Raw genomic sequence first — 16,978 nt, 5'->3', positions numbered from 1 at the left:
CTCATGTTGCACATCTTCTGTCCACACTGCGGCGAACTGCGGTCCGAGGAAGAGTTCCATTCGTCCGGCCAGGCCCACATCCCGCGTCCACTGGACCCGAACGCCTGCACCGATGTGGAGTGGGGCGACTACATGTTCTTCCGCGACAACCCGCGCGGCCTGCACCACGAGCTGTGGATCCACGCCGCCGGTTGCCGGCAGTATTTCAACGCCACCCGTGACACCGTGACCTACGAGATCCTGGAAACCTACAAGATCGGCAGCAAGCCTCAGGTCACCGGCAAGAGCAGCGCCCCGCAGTTGGTCGCCAATGGCCAGGGAGAAAAGGTATGAGCCAGGTTTATCGCCTCTCCAGCGGCGGTCGCATCGACCGCAGCAAAGTCTTGAACTTCACCTTCAACGGCCAGAGCTACCAGGGCTACGCCGGTGACAGCCTGGCCGCTGCGTTGCTGGCCAACGGCGTCGACATCGTCGGCCGCAGCTTCAAGTACTCGCGTCCCCGCGGCATCATCGCCGCCGGTGCCGAAGAGCCGAACGCGATCCTGCAGATCGGTGCCAGCGAAGCCACCCAGATTCCCAACGTGCGGGCTACCCAGCAGGCGCTGTATTCGGGCCTGGTCGCCACCAGCACCAACGGCTGGCCGAGCGTGAACAACGACGTCATGGGCATCATCGGCAAGGTCGGCGGCAAGATGATGCCGCCGGGCTTCTACTACAAGACGTTCATGTACCCGCAGTCGTTCTGGATGACCTACGAGAAGTACATCCGCAAGGCTGCAGGCCTCGGCCGTGCACCGCTGCAGAACGACCCGGATACCTACGACTACATGAACCAGCACTGCGACGTGCTGGTGGTCGGCGCCGGTCCTGCCGGTCTGGCCGCTGCCCTAGCGGCCGCCCGTAGCGGTGCACGGGTGATCCTCGCCGACGAACAGGAAGAGTTTGGCGGCAGCCTGCTGGACAGCCGCGAGACCCTCGATGGCAAGCCGGCGGCCGAATGGGTCGCGACCGTCGTGGCCGAGCTGAAGAGCCTGCCGGAAGTCACCCTGCTGCCGCGCTCGACCGTCAACGGTTACCACGATCACAACTTCCTGACCATTCACGAGCGCCTGACCGATCACCTCGGCGATCACGCGCCGATCGGCCAGGTTCGCCAGCGCATGCACCGTGTCCGCGCCAAGCGCGTGGTGCTGGCCACCGGTGCCCACGAGCGTCCGCTGGTGTACGGCAACAACGATGTGCCGGGCAACATGCTGGCCGGTGCCGTTTCGGTCTATGTGCGCCGCTATGGCGTGGCGCCGGGCCGCAAGCTGGTGCTGTCGACCAACAACGACCATGCCTACCGCGTGGCCCTCGACTGGCACGACGCCGGCCTGCAAGTGGTCGCCATCGCCGACGCCCGCCACAACCCACGGGGTTCGCTGGTGGAAGAAGCTCGCGCCAAGGGCATCCGCATCCTGACCTCCAGCGCCGTCATCGAGGCCCGTGGCAGCAAGCGCGTCACCGGCGCCCGTGTCGCCGCGATCGACGTCAAGGCGCACAAGGTCACCAGCCCCGGCGAGTGGCTGGACTGCGATCTGGTGGCCAGCTCCGGCGGCTACAGCCCGGTGGTTCACCTGGCTTCGCACCTGGGCGGCAAGCCGGTCTGGCGTGAAGACATCCTCGGCTTCGTGCCGGGCGACGCACCGCAGAAGCGTGTGTGTGTCGGCGGTATCAATGGCGTGTTCGGCCTGGGCGAGAGCATCGCCGACGGCTTCGAAGGCGGCGCCCTGGCCGTGACCGAAGCCGGCTTCAAGGCCGGCGCCGCGACCCAGCCCAAGACCCTGGCACGCCAGGAAGAGGCCACCGTCGCGCTGTTCCAGGTACCTCACGACAAGAGCACTGCCCGGGCGCCGAAGCAATTCGTCGACCAGCAGAACGACGTCACCGCCGCCGCCATCGAACTGGCGACCCGCGAGGGCTTCGAGTCGGTCGAGCACGTCAAGCGCTACACCGCGCTGGGCTTTGGCACCGACCAGGGCAAGCTCGGCAACATCAACGGCCTGGCCATCGCCGCCCGTTCGATGGGCATCACCATCCCGGAAATGGGCACCACCATGTTCCGCCCGAACTACACGCCGATCACCTTCGGTGCGGTAGCCGGCCGGCACTGCGGCCACCTGTTCGAACCTGTGCGCTTCACCGCCCTGCATGCCTGGCATGTGAAGAACGGTGCCGAGTTCGAAGACGTCGGCCAGTGGAAGCGTCCGTGGTACTTCCCGCGTGCCGGCGAAGACATCCACGCCGCCGTGGCCCGCGAATGCAAGGCCGTGCGTGACAGCGTGGGCCTGCTGGACGCCTCGACCCTGGGCAAGATCGACATCCAGGGGCCGGACGCCCGCGAGTTCCTCAACCGCATCTACACCAACGCCTGGACCAAGCTCGACGTGGGCAAGGCCCGCTACGGCCTGATGTGCAAGGAAGACGGCATGGTCTTCGACGACGGCGTGACCGCCTGCGTCGGTGACAACCACTTCATCATGACCACCACCACTGGCGGCGCGGCCCGCGTGCTGCAGTGGCTGGAGATCTACCAGCAGACCGAATGGCCTGACCTGAAGGTGTACTTCACCTCGGTCACCGACCACTGGGCGACCCTGACCCTGTCGGGCCCCAACAGCCGCAAGCTGCTCAGCGAAGTCAGCGACATCGACCTGGACAAGGACGCCTTCCCGTTCATGAGCTGGAAGGAAGGCCTGGTGGGCGGCGTGCCGGCCCGGGTGTTCCGTATTTCCTTCACTGGCGAGCTGTCGTACGAAGTGAACATCCAGGCCAACTACGCCATGGGCGTCCTGGAAAAGATCGTCGAGGCCGGCAAGAAGTACAACCTGACCCCGTACGGCACCGAGACCATGCACGTTCTGCGGGCCGAGAAGGGCTTCATCATCGTCGGCCAGGACACCGACGGCTCGATGACCCCGGACGACCTCAACATGAGCTGGTGCGTGGGCCGCAACAAGCCGTTCTCCTGGATCGGCCTGCGGGGCATGAACCGCGAGGACTGCGTGCGCGAGAACCGCAAGCAACTGGTGGGCCTCAAGCCGGTCGATCCGACCAAGTGGCTGCCGGAAGGCGCGCAACTGGTGTTCGATCCGAAGCAGCCGATCCCGATGGACATGGTGGGCCACGTCACCTCCAGCTACGCCGCCAACTCGCTGGGTTATTCCTTCGCGATGGGCGTGGTCAAGGGCGGTCTCAAGCGCATCGGCGAGCGGGTGTACTCGCCCCAGGCCGACGGCAGCGTGATCGAGGCGGAAATCTGTTCCTCGGTGTTCTTCGATCCGAAGGGTGAGCGGCAGAACGTTTGACGGGCGACCTGTGGGGCTGGTGATGGCCCCATCGCTGGCAAAGCCAGCTCCCACAGGTACTGCATGCACCGTCCTTGTGGGAGCTGGCCTTGCCAGCGATGAGGCCATCAAGGGCGACACAGGTCCAACAGAATTCAAGGCAGGTATAAAAAGATGAGCGCCATCAACGTCTACGAACAACGCCCTGGCGGCGACGCCAAGGCCGAATCGCCACTGCACCACGCCGACCTGCCCAGCCTGGTCGGCAAGGGCCGCAAGAACGCCGGGGTTACCCTGCGCGAGAAGAAATTCCTCGGTCACCTGACCATTCGCGGCGACGGCCATGACCCGGCCTTCGCCAGCGGCGTGTTCAAGGCCATCGGCCTGGAACTGCCGGTGGCCCTGACCGTGGTCGCCAACGGCGACATGTCGCTGCAATGGCTCGGCCCGGACGAGTGGCTGCTGATCGTTCCCGGTGGCCAGGAAGTGCCGGTTGAAAACGCCCTGCGCGACGCCCTGGCCGGCCAGCATATCCAGGTGGTCAACGTCAGCGGCGGCCAGACCCTGCTGGAGCTGAACGGCCCGAACGTGCGCGACGTGCTGATGAAGTCCACCAGCTACGACGTGCACCCCAACAACTTCCCGGTGGGCAAGGCGGTGGGTACCGTCTTCGCCAAGTCGCAACTGGTGATTCGCCGCACCGGCGAGGAAACCTGGGAACTGCTGATCCGTCGCAGCTTCTCCGACTACTGGTGGCTGTGGCTTCAGGACGCGTCCGCCGAGTACGGCCTGGCCATCGAGAAATAGGAGCGCGACATGAGCCGAGCCCCGGACACCTGGATTCTCACCGCCGACTGCCCGAGCGTGCTCGGGACCGTCGATGCGGTCACTCGCTTTCTCTACGAGCAGCAGTGCTACGTCACCGAGCACCATTCGTTCGATGACCGGCTGTCCGGGCGCTTCTTCATTCGCGTCGAGTTCCGCCAGCCGGAAGACTTCGACGAGAACGCCTTCCGTGCCGGCCTGGCCGAGCGCGGCGAGGCGTTCGGCATGCTTTTCGAGCTGACCGCGCCGAACCACCGGCCGAAGGTGGTGATCATGGTCTCCAAGGCCGATCACTGCCTCAACGACCTGCTCTATCGCCAGCGCATCGGCCAACTGGGAATGGACGTGGTGGCGGTGATCTCCAACCACCCGGACCTGGAACCGCTGGCCGAGTGGCACCATATTCCGTATCACCATTTCCCCCTCGATCCCCACGACAAACCGGCGCAGGAGCGCAAGGTGCTGCAGGTGATCGAGGAATCCGGCGCGGAACTGGTGATTCTCGCCCGCTACATGCAGGTGCTGTCGCCCGAGCTGTGCCGGCGCCTGGATGGCTGGGCGATCAATATTCACCACTCGCTGCTGCCCGGCTTCAAGGGCGCCAAGCCGTATCACCAGGCCTACAACAAGGGCGTGAAGATGGTCGGTGCCACCGCGCACTACATCAACAACGACCTCGACGAAGGCCCGATCATCGCCCAGGGCGTGGAAGTGGTGGACCATAGCCACTACCCCGAGGACCTGATTGCCAAGGGGCGGGATATCGAGTGCCTGACGTTGGCGCGGGCTGTTGGGTATCACATTGAGCGTCGGGTGTTCCTGAACGCGAATCGTACTGTAGTGCTCTGAAGGGCCTCATCGCCGGCAATGCCGGCTCCCACAGGTTTTGCGAACGCCGCCGAACCCTGTGGGAGCCGGCGTTGCCGGCGATTTGCATTTCAGAAAACGACAAAAAACCTGCCGCCCACAGATAACCCACTGTCGCAATCAGTCACTGCATTTCCGCCAACCCGGCCCACAATTCCCCCATTCCAGTAACACATGCCGCCCATGGACGGTGGCGCTTCAACCAACGCTGCATAACTACAAATCAAGCGAGGTAAGAGCATGTCTGGCAATCGTGGAGTGGTGTATCTCGGCGCCGGAAAGGTCGAGGTGCAGAAGATCGACTACCCGAAAATGCAAGACCCGCGCGGTCGCAAGATCGAGCACGGCGTCATCCTCAAGGTGGTTTCCACCAACATCTGCGGCTCCGACCAGCACATGGTCCGTGGCCGCACCACGGCTCAGGTCGGCCTGGTCCTGGGTCATGAAATCACTGGCGAAGTGGTCGAGAAGGGCAGCGACGTCGAGAACCTGAAGATCGGCGACCTGGTCTCGGTGCCGTTCAACGTTGCCTGCGGCCGCTGCCGGTCGTGCAAGGAGCAACACACCGGCGTCTGCCTGACCGTCAACCCGGCCCGCGCCGGTGGCGCCTACGGCTACGTCGACATGGGCGACTGGACCGGTGGCCAGGCCGAATACGTGCTGGTGCCTTATGCCGACTTCAACCTGCTGAAACTGCCGGACCGCGACAAGGCCATGGAGAAGATCCGTGACCTGACCTGCCTGTCCGACATTCTGCCGACCGGCTACCACGGCGCGGTGACGGCGGGCGTTGGCCCGGGCAGCACGGTGTATGTGGCCGGTGCCGGCCCTGTCGGTCTGGCGGCCGCTGCCTCGGCCCGCCTGCTGGGGGCGGCGGTGGTGATCGTCGGTGACGTGAACCCGGTGCGCCTGGTGCACGCCAAGGCCCAGGGCTTCGAAGTGGTGGACCTGTCCAAGGACACCCCGCTGCACGAGCAGATCATCGACATCCTCGGCGAGCCGGAAGTGGACTGCGCGGTGGATGCGGTGGGCTTCGAAGCCCGTGGTCATGGCCATTCCGGAGCCCAGCACGAGGCGCCGGCCACCGTGCTCAACTCGCTGATGCAGGTCACCCGCGTGGCGGGCAAGATCGGTATTCCGGGCCTGTACGTGACCGAAGACCCGGGTGCGGTGGACGCGGCGGCGAAGATCGGCAGCCTGAGCATCCGCTTTGGCCTGGGCTGGGCCAAGTCCCACAGCTTCCACACCGGCCAGACCCCGGTGATGAAGTACAACCGTGCGCTGATGCAGGCGATCATGTGGGACCGCATCAACATCGCCGAAGTGGTGGGCGTGCAGGTCATCAGCCTCGACCAGGCGCCAGAAGGCTATGGCGAGTTCGATGCCGGTGTGCCGAAGAAATTCGTGATCGATCCGCACAAGACCTTTAGCGCGGCATAAGCGCAAATGAACAAGGGGCCGATTACGGCCCCTTGTTCATTTGCATGCGGTGATGGCCTTATCGCCGGCAACGCCGGCTCCCACAGGGTCCTGATTGTTCAATGAAACCGTGGGAGCTGGCGTTGCCAGCGATGAGGGCCGCAAGTCCTATTCGATTTTGGGCAACGCCTCATCCAGCCGCTTGTACAGGGCACTCTCCACCGGCCAGTTGCGCAGCAACCGCGCCCGGTCCTTGGCGAACGCCGGGGCGAAACTCAGTTGGGTCGCGTGCTGGGTCATGGCATCCAGGTCGATCAGCGCCCAGTCTCCGTCCTTCCAGAACAGATTGTAGGCCTTGAGGTCGCCATGGCTGATGCGTTCACGGATCAGTTGCGCCAACAGCCGTTGCAGCGCTTCCAGTTGCTCCGCCGGCACCTCGCCGCTGTCCACATAGGGCGCGAACGCGGCCATCAGGTCCGGGCCGTCCAGCAACTCGGTCACCAGGTACGCCTTGCCCCGCAGCCCCAGCCAGCGCGTTTCCAGCACCGCCAGCGGCCTGGGCGTGGCGAAGCCGAGAAATTCAAGGCGATGCCCTTCGATCCACGAATGCCAGGCCCGGCTCGGGCGCCAGAAGCGCTTGAACCAGTGGGCGGTGTCCTTGATGTTGTAGCGCTTGATCACCAGCGGCCGGCCCTGTACCTCGACCCGCGCCACGCTGGCAGCACCGCCGGTCTTGTACAGGTGGCCGCCGTCGATCAGCGTGTCGGCGCTGTCGAGCACCGGCAGCATGGCCGTCAGTTCGTCGCGGACGATGGCGCGCAATCCGGAAGCGCCGCGCTCGACGGCAAACAATGTGCAGTCGCGGCCGGCTTTTTCCAGGTAGTCCTTCAGTCGCCAATGACGGACCTTGTCGATCTGTTTCTGCAAGGCTTCCAGCGGCAGGGCGTGCTCGCTGTTGGCCAGCAGGTAATGCACCAGCAGTTCTTCGATGAAGGGCTCCAGGCGCTTGGGCAACTGGGCGAACAGCACGCCGAGGTTCTGCAGCACCTGCTGGCGCGACAACGGCTGGCCTGGCGTTTCGGCCTTGATACCGCCACCGTCGATCACGAACAGCTGGCCGTCGTGGCGCAGCAGGTTGTCCAGGTGCAGATCGTCCTGCCACAGGCCTTTGGCGTGCATCCCGGCCACGGCTTCGAGGGCTTCACCGAGCACCAGGCTCTGCGCATCGCTCAACGGCGCCTCGGCTTGCACGCCGGCCCAGACGTCGCCGAGGCTGGTGGAGCCTTCGAGGAATTCGAACAGCAGCCAGCCACCTTCGCCTTCCTTCAGACCGTCGGCCAGCAGCAGGGGCGTGGTGACGCCGTTGTCCGCCAGCAGGCGCACGCCGGACAGTTCACGCTGGAAGTGCCGGGCGGCGTTGCCACCGACCAGCAGCTTGGCCAGCACCGGCCTGCCGCGCCACACGCCGGCCCCGACATAACGCTGACCGGGCAATACCCGCAGCAGGCTCAGCAGTTGCAGTTCGGCGCTACCCGCGGCGTCGGCCAGGGTGACGCTCAGCGGCAGTTGCGGGGCGCGCCCGGCTTCCTTGAGTTCGGACAAACGCATCAGCGGGTCTCTTTGTGACGGCGGCGGCGCACCAGGCGCTGCAGCCAGGTTTGCACCAGGGCGCTATCGGCGGGTTGATCCAGATACGCGGCGAGCAGCAGGCGAACGTCGGCGTCGCTCCAGGCACCGGAACGGCGCAGCAGGGGCTCCAGGTCCTTGAGCCGGTCACGCTGACCGAACAGCAGGGGCCGGGTCTTTTCCAGGTCGATCAGTTGCGCCTGCCAACGGCCGCCGCGCTCGCGCAGGAAGATGTGCTTGGGATAGAAGCAGCCATGCACCTGGCCGGCGGCGTGCAGGGTGCGGGCCAGCTCGCCGCATGCGCGAAGGATGCCCTGGCGTTGCGGCAGGTCCAGTTGCGGCCATTGGGCCAGCAGGCTGTCGAGGTCGTTCCAGTCGTCGAGGGCGCGGGTCATGAGGATGGCCCGGCGCTGGCCGTCTACCTTGCGCTCGCCGTAGTACACGGCCTGTAGCGCAGGGATGTGCAGTTTCTGGTAGCGGCTGATATTGCGGAATTCACGGGCGAAGGTCGGCTCGCCGAAAGGGCTGTGCAGGGTGTGGGTCAGGTAGTTGGCCTGACGCTTGAGGTAGTAGCCCTTGCCCTCCAGCTCCAGGCGGAACACGCTGCTCCAGCCGCCGCGCCCGGTGTTGGGTTCGTCCACCGCGTCGAGCTGCACCGCCCACAGCTGGTCGAAACCGTTCAGGCCGTGGCGCTCGAGCAGCGCCAGGTCGGCACTGGCCAGGAAATCACTCATTCGCGTCCCTCGAAAAACTTCACGATGTGGCGGATGCGCTTCTTGTCCGAGGCATTCAACCGGTTGCGGTTGCGATAGCGCAGGTAGAAACGCAGGCGCTGGGTGGCCGACAGGTGATACTTGGCCACTTTGTCCAGGCACGCCAGGTCCTTGGTGATGCGGTAGCGCAGCATGAAGCCCCACCAGAAATCGCCGGTGGGGCAGTCGATGAAGAACAGCGTGCCCTGGTCATCGACCAGCAGATTGCGCCATTTCAGGTCGTTGTGGGTGAAATGGTGGTCATGCATGACCCGGGTGTGCCGGGCCAGCTGGCGGCTGAGGTGATCGATCCAGCGAGGGTCCTTGAGGCGCGGGTCATTGCGCTCGGCAAGGGCGTTCAGGTCTTCGGTCTTCGGCAACTCGCGGGTGATCATCGCCCCGCGGCCAAAGCTCAGGCCGTTGCGTTCCAGGCCGCAGGCCACCACTTCGGCGGTGGGAATGTCCCACTTGGCGAACTGCTTGAGGTTCTGCCATTCGGCCTTGATCCGCGGGCGCCCGAGGTAGCGGCGCAGGTGTTTGCCGGCGCCGGTGTAGCGCTTGACGTAGTAGTTGACCCCGTCGCGCTGCACGCGAATCACTTCGCTGAGCGGGTCGCGGGTCAGGCGCTCGCCCTGCAGGGCAAACACCGCGTCGATACTGCCGAACTCGTCGGCCAGGGCCGCGTATTTCGGCTCCAGTGTCCAGCCTGCCATCAGAGCGCGTCCCCGTACCGTTGCTTGCGCTCGTAGAGCTTCCGGGCCTTGCCGTCCAGCCAGGCCAGCAGGCCCGCGTGTTCGGCGAGGACCTGCCGCAGTGGCTGCTGGAAGTAACCGCGCAGGAAGCGCAGCTTGTCGCGCCGCGTCAGGCCGATGTCCAGCGCCGAGAAATACAGCGCGGCAAGGTCCTTGTCGCGCCAGCGGCGGCTGATCTTCTCGCGGGTCTGGGCGCGGTGCAGGTCGATCACCGACAGGCGGAAATCATCTGCCGTCACCGGGCGGTCGGTGTGCAGCAGGAAGTGGCAGATATAGCAGTCGCGGTGGTTGACCCCGGCGCGGTGCATGCCGCCGGTCATCTTCGCCACTTCGGCGATCAGCGCGCGCTTGAGGCGCGGCTCGGGCGGCTGTTTGACCCAGTCGAGGCTGAAGTCTTCCAGGCTGACGGTGGGCGCCAGTTCCTCGGTGACGATGAAGGAGTGCTGTTGCGCCGGGTTGCTGCCGCGCTCGCCGTAGGCCACGGCGGTCATGGTCGGCACGCCGACCTCGTGCAGGCGCTGGATGGCTTTCCATTCCTGGCCGGCACCGAGCACCGGCAGCTTGGCGGTGAGCAGGTTCTTGACGATCTCGCCCCAGCCGATGCCACGGTGAATCTTGACGAAGTAACCGCGGCCCTCGACTTCGGTGCGCAGGGTGCGGCGGCCTTCCAGCTCGCGGTACACCTCGCCTTGCAGCGCCTCGACGGCGTCGAAGGCGTCGCGTCCGGCCCACAGGCGCTTGAAGGGTTCAGCCAGTATCAGCTTCATGCGCGCTCCTGGGCCAGGATCACGTCGGCAGCGTGCTCGGGCATGCTGTACAGATCGGCGGTGTCGGCGAAGGCCAGGCCGTTGCGGGCCCAGTCGGCACGAGCGGCGTCGTCTTCGAGCATGCGTTGCAGGGTGCTGTTGAGCTGCTCCTGCTCGAACGGCTCGTCCAGTACCCGGCCGCTGTCGGCCTCGGCAATGTAGTGGGCGTAGCCGCACACCGCCGAGACCAGCACCGGCAGCCCGGCCACCAGGGCTTCGAGCAGCACGGTCCCGGTGTTTTCGTTGTAGGCGGGGTGGATCAGCAGGTCGGCACCGAGCAGGAAGCGCGGGATATCGCTGCGGCCCTTGAGGAACTGCACCTGGTCGTTCAGGCCCAGGGTGGTGCTCTGCAACTGGAACACCTTGGGATCGTCCTGGCCGATGACCATCAGCCGGGTGCGCTTGCGCAAGGCCGAGGGCAGGGCGGCGAGGGCCTTGAGGCTGCGGTCCACGCCCTTGGTCTTGAAGCCCGAGCCGATCTGCACCAGCAGCAGGTCGTCGTCCTTCAGATTGAACTCGCGGCGGAACTCGGCGCGGATTTCGCTGGCGTTGGCCGGCGCCCGGCGGTCCTGGGAAATGCCTGGCGGCAGCAGGTGGAAGCGTTCGACCGGCGTGCCGTAGTGCTTGATGAACAGCGGCTGCTGGACTTCGGAGATCATCAGGATCTCGGTGCGGGCGTTCTTGTCGAACACTGCCCGCTCGTACTCGGCGAAATGACGGTAGCGCCCCCAGCGCTTGTACAGACTGCCGCGCAGGGTCTGCGCCTTGTCTTCGAAACAGCCGTCGGCGGCGTAGTAGACGTCCAGGCCGGGCATCTTGTTGAAGCCGATCAGGCGGTCCACCGGGCGCTTGGCCAGGTCTGCTTCCATCCAGGCGCTGAGTTTCTCGTTGCGGCGATGGTTGAACAGCGCCTTGACCGGCGCCACCAGCACTTCGAATCCGGGCGGCACGTCGCCTTCCCAGATCAGGGTGTAGACGCGGATCTGGTGCCCACGGCGCTGGCACTCCAGGGCGATGCGCATGAAGTCACGCTGCAGGCCACCGAAGGGAAAATACTTGTAGAGCACAAAAGCCAGTTGCATCAACGAACATCCTCGGCCCGCAGCAGCTCGCCCAACTGGCGGGCTACACGTTCGGGATTCAGGCGAGTGAAGCACAGCGGCCACTCACGTTTGAGATCGAACCGGCGCAGTTCCTCGGCGCTCGGCTTGTAGGTGCACTTCTTGCGCAGGCAGGGCGCGCACGGGAAGTCGCTGGCGACATGGACCTGGGATTTCCCGTAGGCCCCGGTCAGGCCCGGGTTGGTCGGGCCGAAGAGCGAAAGGGTCGGCACATCCAGTGCCGCCGCGAGGTGACCGAGGCCGGTATCGACGGCCACGCAGGCCTTGGCCGAGGCCAGTACCCGGCCAACGCCGGCAAGGTTCAATTTGGGGAGCACCCGGGCATTCTTCAAGCCTTGAGCGATGCGCTCGGCCCGGGCCTTCTCCGCCGGGTTGCCCCAGGGCAGGCATACGTGCATGCCGGCGCGGCCCAGGCGCTCGGTCAGTTGCCGCCAGTAGAGTTCGGGCCAGTGCTTGGTGTCCCAGGTGGTGCCATGCAGCAGTACCACGTAGGGCGCGACGCCCACTTCCTCCAGGCGGCTGCGGTCCAGGCCGTAATTACCGATGCCGTCGGGCAGGTCGTAGCCCAGGGCCAGGGCGAACAGCTGACGTACCCGCTCCACCGCATGCTGGCCGGTGGCGACCGACAGGCGGCGGTCGTAGAAGCGGCTGGAGAAGCCTTCGCGAGCCGAATAACGGTCCAGGCCGGCCACCGGGGTCTTCTTCACGTAGCGGGTCAGCCAGGCGCTCTTGACCAGCCCCTGGGCGTCGATCACCAGGTCGTACTTGCGCTCGCGCACACGCTTCTTGAACTGGCGCCATTCGCCGCTCTTGAAGGTCTGCCAGAGGTTCTTGCGCCAGCGGCGGATCGCCACCGGGATCACCTGGTCCACCGCTGGGTGCCAGGTGGGAATCTCGGCGAAGCCTTCTTCCACCACCCAATCGAATTTGATGCCTGGGATGGCGTGGGCGGCGTCGGTGAGGGCCGGCAGGGCGTGGATCACGTCGCCCAGGGAAGATGTCTTGATCAGCAGGACCCGCACTTAATCGACCTCTGGGCTGATGTCGACCAGCGACGGACCGTTGAGCCGCTGCAGCGCCGCGGCAACCGCATCGGGTTCCAGTTGGCGCAGGCAGTTGTAGTGGCCATAGCGGCAGGTGCGGTCGAAGCAGGGGCTGCATTCCAGGCCCAGGCGCACCACTTCCACCTGGTCGGCCAGGGGCGGGGTGAAGCCCGGCGACGTGGAACCGTAGACCGCCACCAGCGGGCGGTTCAGCGCGGCGGCGACGTGCATCAGGCCAGAGTCGTTGGACACCACGGCGTCGGCGCAGGACAGCAGGTCGATGGCCTCGGCCAGCGAGGTTTCGCCCGCCAGGTTGTAGGACTCTTCACGCAAGCCGGGAATCAGCCGGTCGCGGATCTGCTCGCCCACCGGATGGTCGTTCTTTGAACCGAACAGCCAGACCTGCCAGCCTTCGCGGATCTTCAGCTCGGCGATTTTGGCGTAGTGGTCCGAGGGCCATTTCTTCGCCTCGCCAAACTCGGCGCCTGGACACAGGGCGAGCACCGGGCGGTCCAGCTCCAGGCCGAACTTGGCCAGGGCGGCATCGCGGCTGGCGGCCTCGATCTGCAGGGACGGGCGCGGGTAAGGTTGCGGCAGGTCGCTGCCATCGGGGACGGCGAGGGCCATGAAGCGCTCGATCATCAGCGGATAGCGGGCCTTGTCGAGACGACGTACGTCGTTGAGCAGGCCGTAGCGGAATTCGCCACGCCAGCCGGTGCGCTTGGGAATGCCGGCAAAGAACGGCACCAGCGCCGATTTCAGCGAGTTTGGCAGCAGGATCGCCTGGTCGTACTGGCCGGCCAGGGACTTGCCGATGCGCCGGCGGGTGGCCAGGTCGAGGACGCCGTGGCCGAGCGGGAAGCTCAAGGCCTGGCGGACTTCGGGCATGCGCTCGAGGATCGGCCGGCTCCACTCGGGGGCCAGCACGTCGATCACGCAATCGGCGTGACGCTGCTTCAGGACCTGGAACAGCGTCTGCGCCATCACCATGTCGCCCACCCAACTGGGCCCGATTATCAAAATTCTCATGCGGTATCCGGAAACGATCAGGGAGGCTACAGCCTGTCTTGCAACAGCCTGGCCTCCCTTCTTTTATATAGTCAGGCTAGGTCCATCAGTGTATGCCACTGGTTCCAGGCGTGCGTCCTGCCGCCCGAATCAGATCACGCCTCAGCTCAGCCCCAGTTCACCCCAGATACGCCGTACTTGCTGGCGTTCGCTGACGAACTGTCCCGCGTCGATCACCCCGGCCTGTTTCTGCAAGGCCTGGCGGTGGGCGGCGGAACGGAACGCCTTGTACACCTCGCGCAGCAGCACCGCATCGCTGGCGGGCATCAGCCCGGCTTCCTCGAGGCCTTCGAGAATGCGGATGTTGTCGGTGTAGCGCAGCAGGGCCGGATGGCTGTGGGACCAGGCGAGCGCGGCGTATTGCACCATAAATTCAATATCGACGATACCACCGGCATCCTGCTTGATATCGAAGGGAACGCCGGTGTCATAGGCATTGGCCGCGGTGCCGGCAGCCGTGGATTTGGTGCCCAGGTTGTCGCGCATCTTGGCGCGCATCTCGCTCACTTCGGTGCGCAGGCCGGCCAGGTCACGCGGCTTGCCGAGCACGCGGGCGCGCACGTCCTCGAACGCCGCGCCCACCTGCGGGCAGCCCACCAGCACGCGGGCGCGGACCAGGGCCTGGTGTTCCCAGGTCCAGGCTTCGTTCTGCTGGTAGCGCTCGAAAGCCCCCACCGAGCTGACCAGCAGCCCCGAAGCGCCGGAGGGCCGCAGGCGCATATCGACGTCGTAGAGCTGGCCGGAGTTGGTCTGGGTGGTCAGCAGGTGAATGATGCGCTGGCCCAGGCGGGTGAAGAACTGCGCGCTGTCGATGGGCTTGGCACCGTCGGTTTCGGCCTGGGGGTCGCCGTCGTGGATGAACACCAGGTCCAGGTCCGAACCGTGGCCCAGTTCCAGGCCGCCGACCTTGCCGTAGCCGACAATGATGAAGCCCGGATCGCAAGGGCTGCCGTCGCTGCGGTGTGGGCGGCCATGGCGCGCCACGGTCTGGCGCCAGGCCAGGGCCAGCACCTGGTTGAGAATGGCTTCGGCCAGCCAGGTCAGGTAGTCGCTGACTTTCATCAGCGGCAGGCTGCCGGCGATTTCCGAAGCGGCGACCCGCAGGCTGTGGGCCAGCTTGAAGTGGCGCAGCGCTTCCATCTGCTGTTCCAGGTCGTCCTCGGGGATGCGGGTCAGGCGCTCGCGCAGTTCGGCGGCCAGTTCCGGTGCCTGGGGCGGGCTGAACAGCCGGCCTTCGTTGAGCAGTTCGTCCAGCAGCAGCGGGTAGCGGGCGATCTGTTCGGCGATCCACGGGCTGGCGGCGCAGAGGGTCAGCAGGCGACGCAGGGCGCCGGGGTTTTCGGTGAGCAGCACCAGGTAGGCGGACCGACGGGCCACCGCTTCGACCAGCGGCAGCACCCGTTCCAGCACCAGGTCCGGGTCATCGTGTTCCACGGCCTGAGCCAGCAGACGCGGAATAAAGGAGTCGAGACGCTCGCGGCCCAGGCGCTGCATGGAGCGCAGTTGCGGGCTGGCGCGCAGGCCGGCGAGTAGTTGCAGGGCGCGGGCGGCATCGCGGAAGCCGGCATCCTGCAGTTGGCGGCAGGCGGCTTCTTCATCCTGGGCTTCTTCCCAGAGCGGTAGCCATTCGCCGCCAACCACCACTTCGCCTTCGCCGTCTTCATCGTCCGGGTCGGAGATCACCTGGCGGAAATGCCAGTCGATCCGTCCGCGCCAATGCATCAATTGGGCATGGAACGCCTCCCAGTCGGGGAAGCCGAGCATGAAGGCAATGCGCGCACGGTCGAGATCACCGTCGGGCAGCATCTGGGTCTGGCGGTCGCCGATGGCCTGGATGGCGTGCTCGGTGTAGCGCAGGAACAGATAGCCCTCGCGCAGTTCGGCCACCACCGCCGGCGGCAGGTAGCCCTGGCCTTCGAGGGTCGCCAGCACCTTGAGCAGCGGGCGCTGTTGCAGGCTCAGGTCGCGGCCGCCGTGGATCAACTGGAAGGCCTGGGCGATGAACTCCACTTCGCGGATACCGCCGGCGCCCAGCTTGATGTTCTCCGACATGCCCTTGCGCCGTACCTCCTGCTGGATCAGCTGCTTCATGGTGCGCAGCGCTTCGATCGCCGAGAAGTCGAGGTAACGCCGGTAGACGAAGGGTCGGAGCATTTCCTGCAACTGATTGCCGGCGACCTGATCGCCGGCCACGACCCGCGCCTTGATCATGGCGTAGCGTTCCCAGTCGCGGCCCTGGTCCTGGTAGTACTGCTCCAGCGCGTTGAAGCTCAGCACCAGGGCGCCGGACGAGCCGTACGGCCGCAGGCGCATGTCGACGCGGAACACGAAGCCGTCGACGGTGATCGGGTCCAGCGCCTTGATGAGGCGCTGGCCGAGGCGGGTGAAGAACTCCTGGTTGTCCAGCGAACGCTTCACGCCTTCGGTCTCGCCGCCTTCGGGGTAGGCGAAGATCAGGTCGATGTCCGATGAAAGGTTGAGTTCGACCGCGCCCAGCTTGCCCATGCCCAGCACCACCATCTGTTGCGGCTGGCCGCTGCGGTGGCCGGTGGGCGTGCCGAACTGCTGGCACAGGCGCGGGTAGAGCCATTGGTAGGCCTGGTCGATGGCCGCATCGGCCATGTCGGAAAGGTCGCGGCAGGTCTGGATCAGGTCGGCCTTGCGGGTCAGGTCGCGCCAGATGATCCGCACCTGATGGCGAGCGCGCTGGCGACGCAGGTTGCGGCCCAGTTCATCCTCGGTGGTCGCCGCCTGGGCGGCGGCGGCCAGTTGTGCGCACAGCTCGCCGGGCGCATAGGCGCGGTCCAGTTCCCCGCTGTCGGCCAGTGTCAGGAGCATGGCCGGGTCGCGCACGCTCTGTTCGAGGACGAATTCACTGGCCGCAGCCACCCGGTTGAACTCGCTCCAGCGCTGGGGGCTCCAACCGTCGAGACTCAAGCCTTCGACGGCGGCGACGGCACTTCGCAGCGACTGTTCATTGCGGCTGGCCAGTGATGTGAGGGGTTCGGGCAGTTCGACCAGCGAAGGCAGGCTCATGGTCTATCCTTGATCGGCGGGAAAAAGCGGACAGTGGTCGGGAAAAAATCGCAGGCCACCGGTTGGACTGTCATACAAAAGTTGTAAATAGCGGTTATTGCGTTCTTATTGGCAGAAACCATCGCACAACGCCTTTTTTCAACCGGTTTTTCGTCGCCGGTATCGTTTTATCCCACAAGCCGGACGCTGGCGAGGTGTGGGTCAAATGTAGTTTTACTACTGCTTTTTTCAGTCGAAGGCATGTAATGACGAACGATTTGTAGTAAAACTACACGCCGCCGGGACTACCTCCGGTAATCCAAGAATTCATGTCGTCTGCCCAAAAGGCCAGTCGCAA

Annotated in this window: 13 protein-coding genes; 5 read left to right on the top strand and 8 right to left on the bottom strand. The window is 65.5% G+C overall.

Translation table 11 applies throughout. From position 1 onward, the window contains the following. Positions 1 to 3: 3 nt before the first annotated feature. From AC05QJ_RS29860 to fdhA, 5 genes are all read left to right on the top strand, one after another. Entirely contained in the window at positions 4 to 333 is a 330-nt protein-coding gene (locus AC05QJ_RS29860; protein WP_476744757.1) for a sarcosine oxidase subunit delta, read from the top strand. Continuing rightward, positions 330 to 3,347: a sarcosine oxidase subunit alpha gene (locus tag AC05QJ_RS29855; RefSeq protein ID WP_476744756.1), complete on the top strand. Its 3,018-nt coding sequence runs from the start codon at positions 330 to 332 to the stop codon at positions 3,345 to 3,347. The genes AC05QJ_RS29860 and AC05QJ_RS29855 overlap by 4 nt, the downstream gene beginning before the upstream one ends. Positions 3,348 to 3,500: 153 nt before the next feature. Then, positions 3,501 to 4,133: a sarcosine oxidase subunit gamma gene (locus AC05QJ_RS29850; protein ID WP_476744755.1), complete on the top strand. Its 633-nt coding sequence runs from the start codon at positions 3,501 to 3,503 to the stop codon at positions 4,131 to 4,133. Positions 4,134 to 4,142: 9 nt separating this feature from the next. After that, a complete protein-coding gene (gene purU / locus AC05QJ_RS29845) occupies positions 4,143 to 5,000 on the top strand; it encodes a formyltetrahydrofolate deformylase (RefSeq protein WP_476744754.1) in 858 nt (285 codons plus the stop codon). Positions 5,001 to 5,258: 258 nt separating this feature from the next. Then, complete coding sequence (gene fdhA / locus AC05QJ_RS29840) at positions 5,259 to 6,458, top strand: formaldehyde dehydrogenase, glutathione-independent (protein ID WP_476744753.1); 1,200 nt, start codon at positions 5,259 to 5,261, stop codon at positions 6,456 to 6,458. Between the two features lie 147 nt (positions 6,459 to 6,605). On the opposite strand, the gene AC05QJ_RS29835 is transcribed toward fdhA, so the two are convergent. The 8 genes from AC05QJ_RS29835 to glnE all read right to left on the bottom strand — a co-directional run bounded on the left by AC05QJ_RS29835 (position 6,606) and on the right by glnE (position 16,641). Next, positions 6,606 to 8,045: a lipopolysaccharide kinase InaA family protein gene (locus AC05QJ_RS29835; RefSeq protein WP_476744752.1), complete on the bottom strand. Its 1,440-nt coding sequence runs from the start codon at positions 8,043 to 8,045 to the stop codon at positions 6,606 to 6,608. Beyond that, positions 8,045 to 8,797, bottom strand: coding sequence for a lipopolysaccharide kinase InaA family protein (locus tag AC05QJ_RS29830; RefSeq protein ID WP_476744751.1), 753 nt, complete (start codon positions 8,795 to 8,797; stop codon positions 8,045 to 8,047). The genes AC05QJ_RS29835 and AC05QJ_RS29830 overlap by 1 nt, the downstream gene beginning before the upstream one ends. Beyond that, the gene (locus AC05QJ_RS29825) at positions 8,794 to 9,528 is read right to left on the bottom strand and encodes a lipopolysaccharide kinase InaA family protein (RefSeq protein WP_476744750.1); all 735 of its coding nucleotides are present in this window, start codon (positions 9,526 to 9,528) and stop codon (positions 8,794 to 8,796) included. Before AC05QJ_RS29825 ends, AC05QJ_RS29830 begins: the two co-directional genes overlap by 4 nt. After that, a complete protein-coding gene (gene rfaP, locus AC05QJ_RS29820; protein WP_476744749.1) occupies positions 9,528 to 10,334 on the bottom strand; it encodes a lipopolysaccharide core heptose(I) kinase RfaP in 807 nt (268 codons plus the stop codon). Before rfaP ends, AC05QJ_RS29825 begins: the two co-directional genes overlap by 1 nt. Beyond that, on the bottom strand, positions 10,331 to 11,455 hold the full coding sequence (locus tag AC05QJ_RS29815; RefSeq protein ID WP_476744748.1) for a glycosyltransferase family 4 protein: 1,125 nt from the start codon (positions 11,453 to 11,455) through the stop codon (positions 10,331 to 10,333). Before AC05QJ_RS29815 ends, rfaP begins: the two co-directional genes overlap by 4 nt. Beyond that, entirely contained in the window at positions 11,455 to 12,516 is a 1,062-nt protein-coding gene (gene waaC / locus AC05QJ_RS29810) for a lipopolysaccharide heptosyltransferase I (RefSeq protein WP_476744747.1), read from the bottom strand. Before waaC ends, AC05QJ_RS29815 begins: the two co-directional genes overlap by 1 nt. Beyond that, complete coding sequence (waaF, locus tag AC05QJ_RS29805; protein WP_476744746.1) at positions 12,517 to 13,566, bottom strand: lipopolysaccharide heptosyltransferase II; 1,050 nt, start codon at positions 13,564 to 13,566, stop codon at positions 12,517 to 12,519. 141 nt (positions 13,567 to 13,707) lie between these two features. Then, the gene (gene glnE, locus AC05QJ_RS29800) at positions 13,708 to 16,641 is read right to left on the bottom strand and encodes a bifunctional [glutamate--ammonia ligase]-adenylyl-L-tyrosine phosphorylase/[glutamate--ammonia-ligase] adenylyltransferase (protein WP_476744745.1); all 2,934 of its coding nucleotides are present in this window, start codon (positions 16,639 to 16,641) and stop codon (positions 13,708 to 13,710) included. Positions 16,642 to 16,978 lie beyond the last annotated feature (337 nt).

The sequence above is a fragment of the Pseudomonas sp. TUM25319 genome (assembly GCF_056388475.1).
The sequence above is the reverse complement of the archived record's forward strand: the minus strand, read 5'-3'. Positions and strand labels throughout refer to the sequence as shown.

Excerpts from the sequence above, each read along its gene's own strand:
- AC05QJ_RS29860 (WP_476744757.1), top strand. The coding sequence starts at position 4 with ATGTTGCACATCTTCTGTCCACACTGCGGCGAACTGCGGTCCGAGGAA.
- AC05QJ_RS29855 (WP_476744756.1), top strand. The coding sequence starts at position 330 with ATGAGCCAGGTTTATCGCCTCTCCAGCGGCGGTCGCATCGACCGCAGC.
- AC05QJ_RS29850 (WP_476744755.1), top strand. The coding sequence starts at position 3,501 with ATGAGCGCCATCAACGTCTACGAACAACGCCCTGGCGGCGACGCCAAG.
- purU (WP_476744754.1), top strand. The coding sequence starts at position 4,143 with ATGAGCCGAGCCCCGGACACCTGGATTCTCACCGCCGACTGCCCGAGC.
- fdhA (WP_476744753.1), top strand. The coding sequence starts at position 5,259 with ATGTCTGGCAATCGTGGAGTGGTGTATCTCGGCGCCGGAAAGGTCGAG.
- AC05QJ_RS29835 (WP_476744752.1), bottom strand. The coding sequence starts at position 8,045 with ATGCGTTTGTCCGAACTCAAGGAAGCCGGGCGCGCCCCGCAACTGCCG.
- AC05QJ_RS29830 (WP_476744751.1), bottom strand. The coding sequence starts at position 8,797 with ATGAGTGATTTCCTGGCCAGTGCCGACCTGGCGCTGCTCGAGCGCCAC.
- AC05QJ_RS29825 (WP_476744750.1), bottom strand. The coding sequence starts at position 9,528 with ATGGCAGGCTGGACACTGGAGCCGAAATACGCGGCCCTGGCCGACGAG.
- rfaP (WP_476744749.1), bottom strand. The coding sequence starts at position 10,334 with ATGAAGCTGATACTGGCTGAACCCTTCAAGCGCCTGTGGGCCGGACGC.
- AC05QJ_RS29815 (WP_476744748.1), bottom strand. The coding sequence starts at position 11,455 with ATGCAACTGGCTTTTGTGCTCTACAAGTATTTTCCCTTCGGTGGCCTG.
- waaF (WP_476744746.1), bottom strand. The coding sequence starts at position 13,566 with ATGAGAATTTTGATAATCGGGCCCAGTTGGGTGGGCGACATGGTGATG.
- glnE (WP_476744745.1), bottom strand. The coding sequence starts at position 16,641 with ATGAGCCTGCCTTCGCTGGTCGAACTGCCCGAACCCCTCACATCACTG.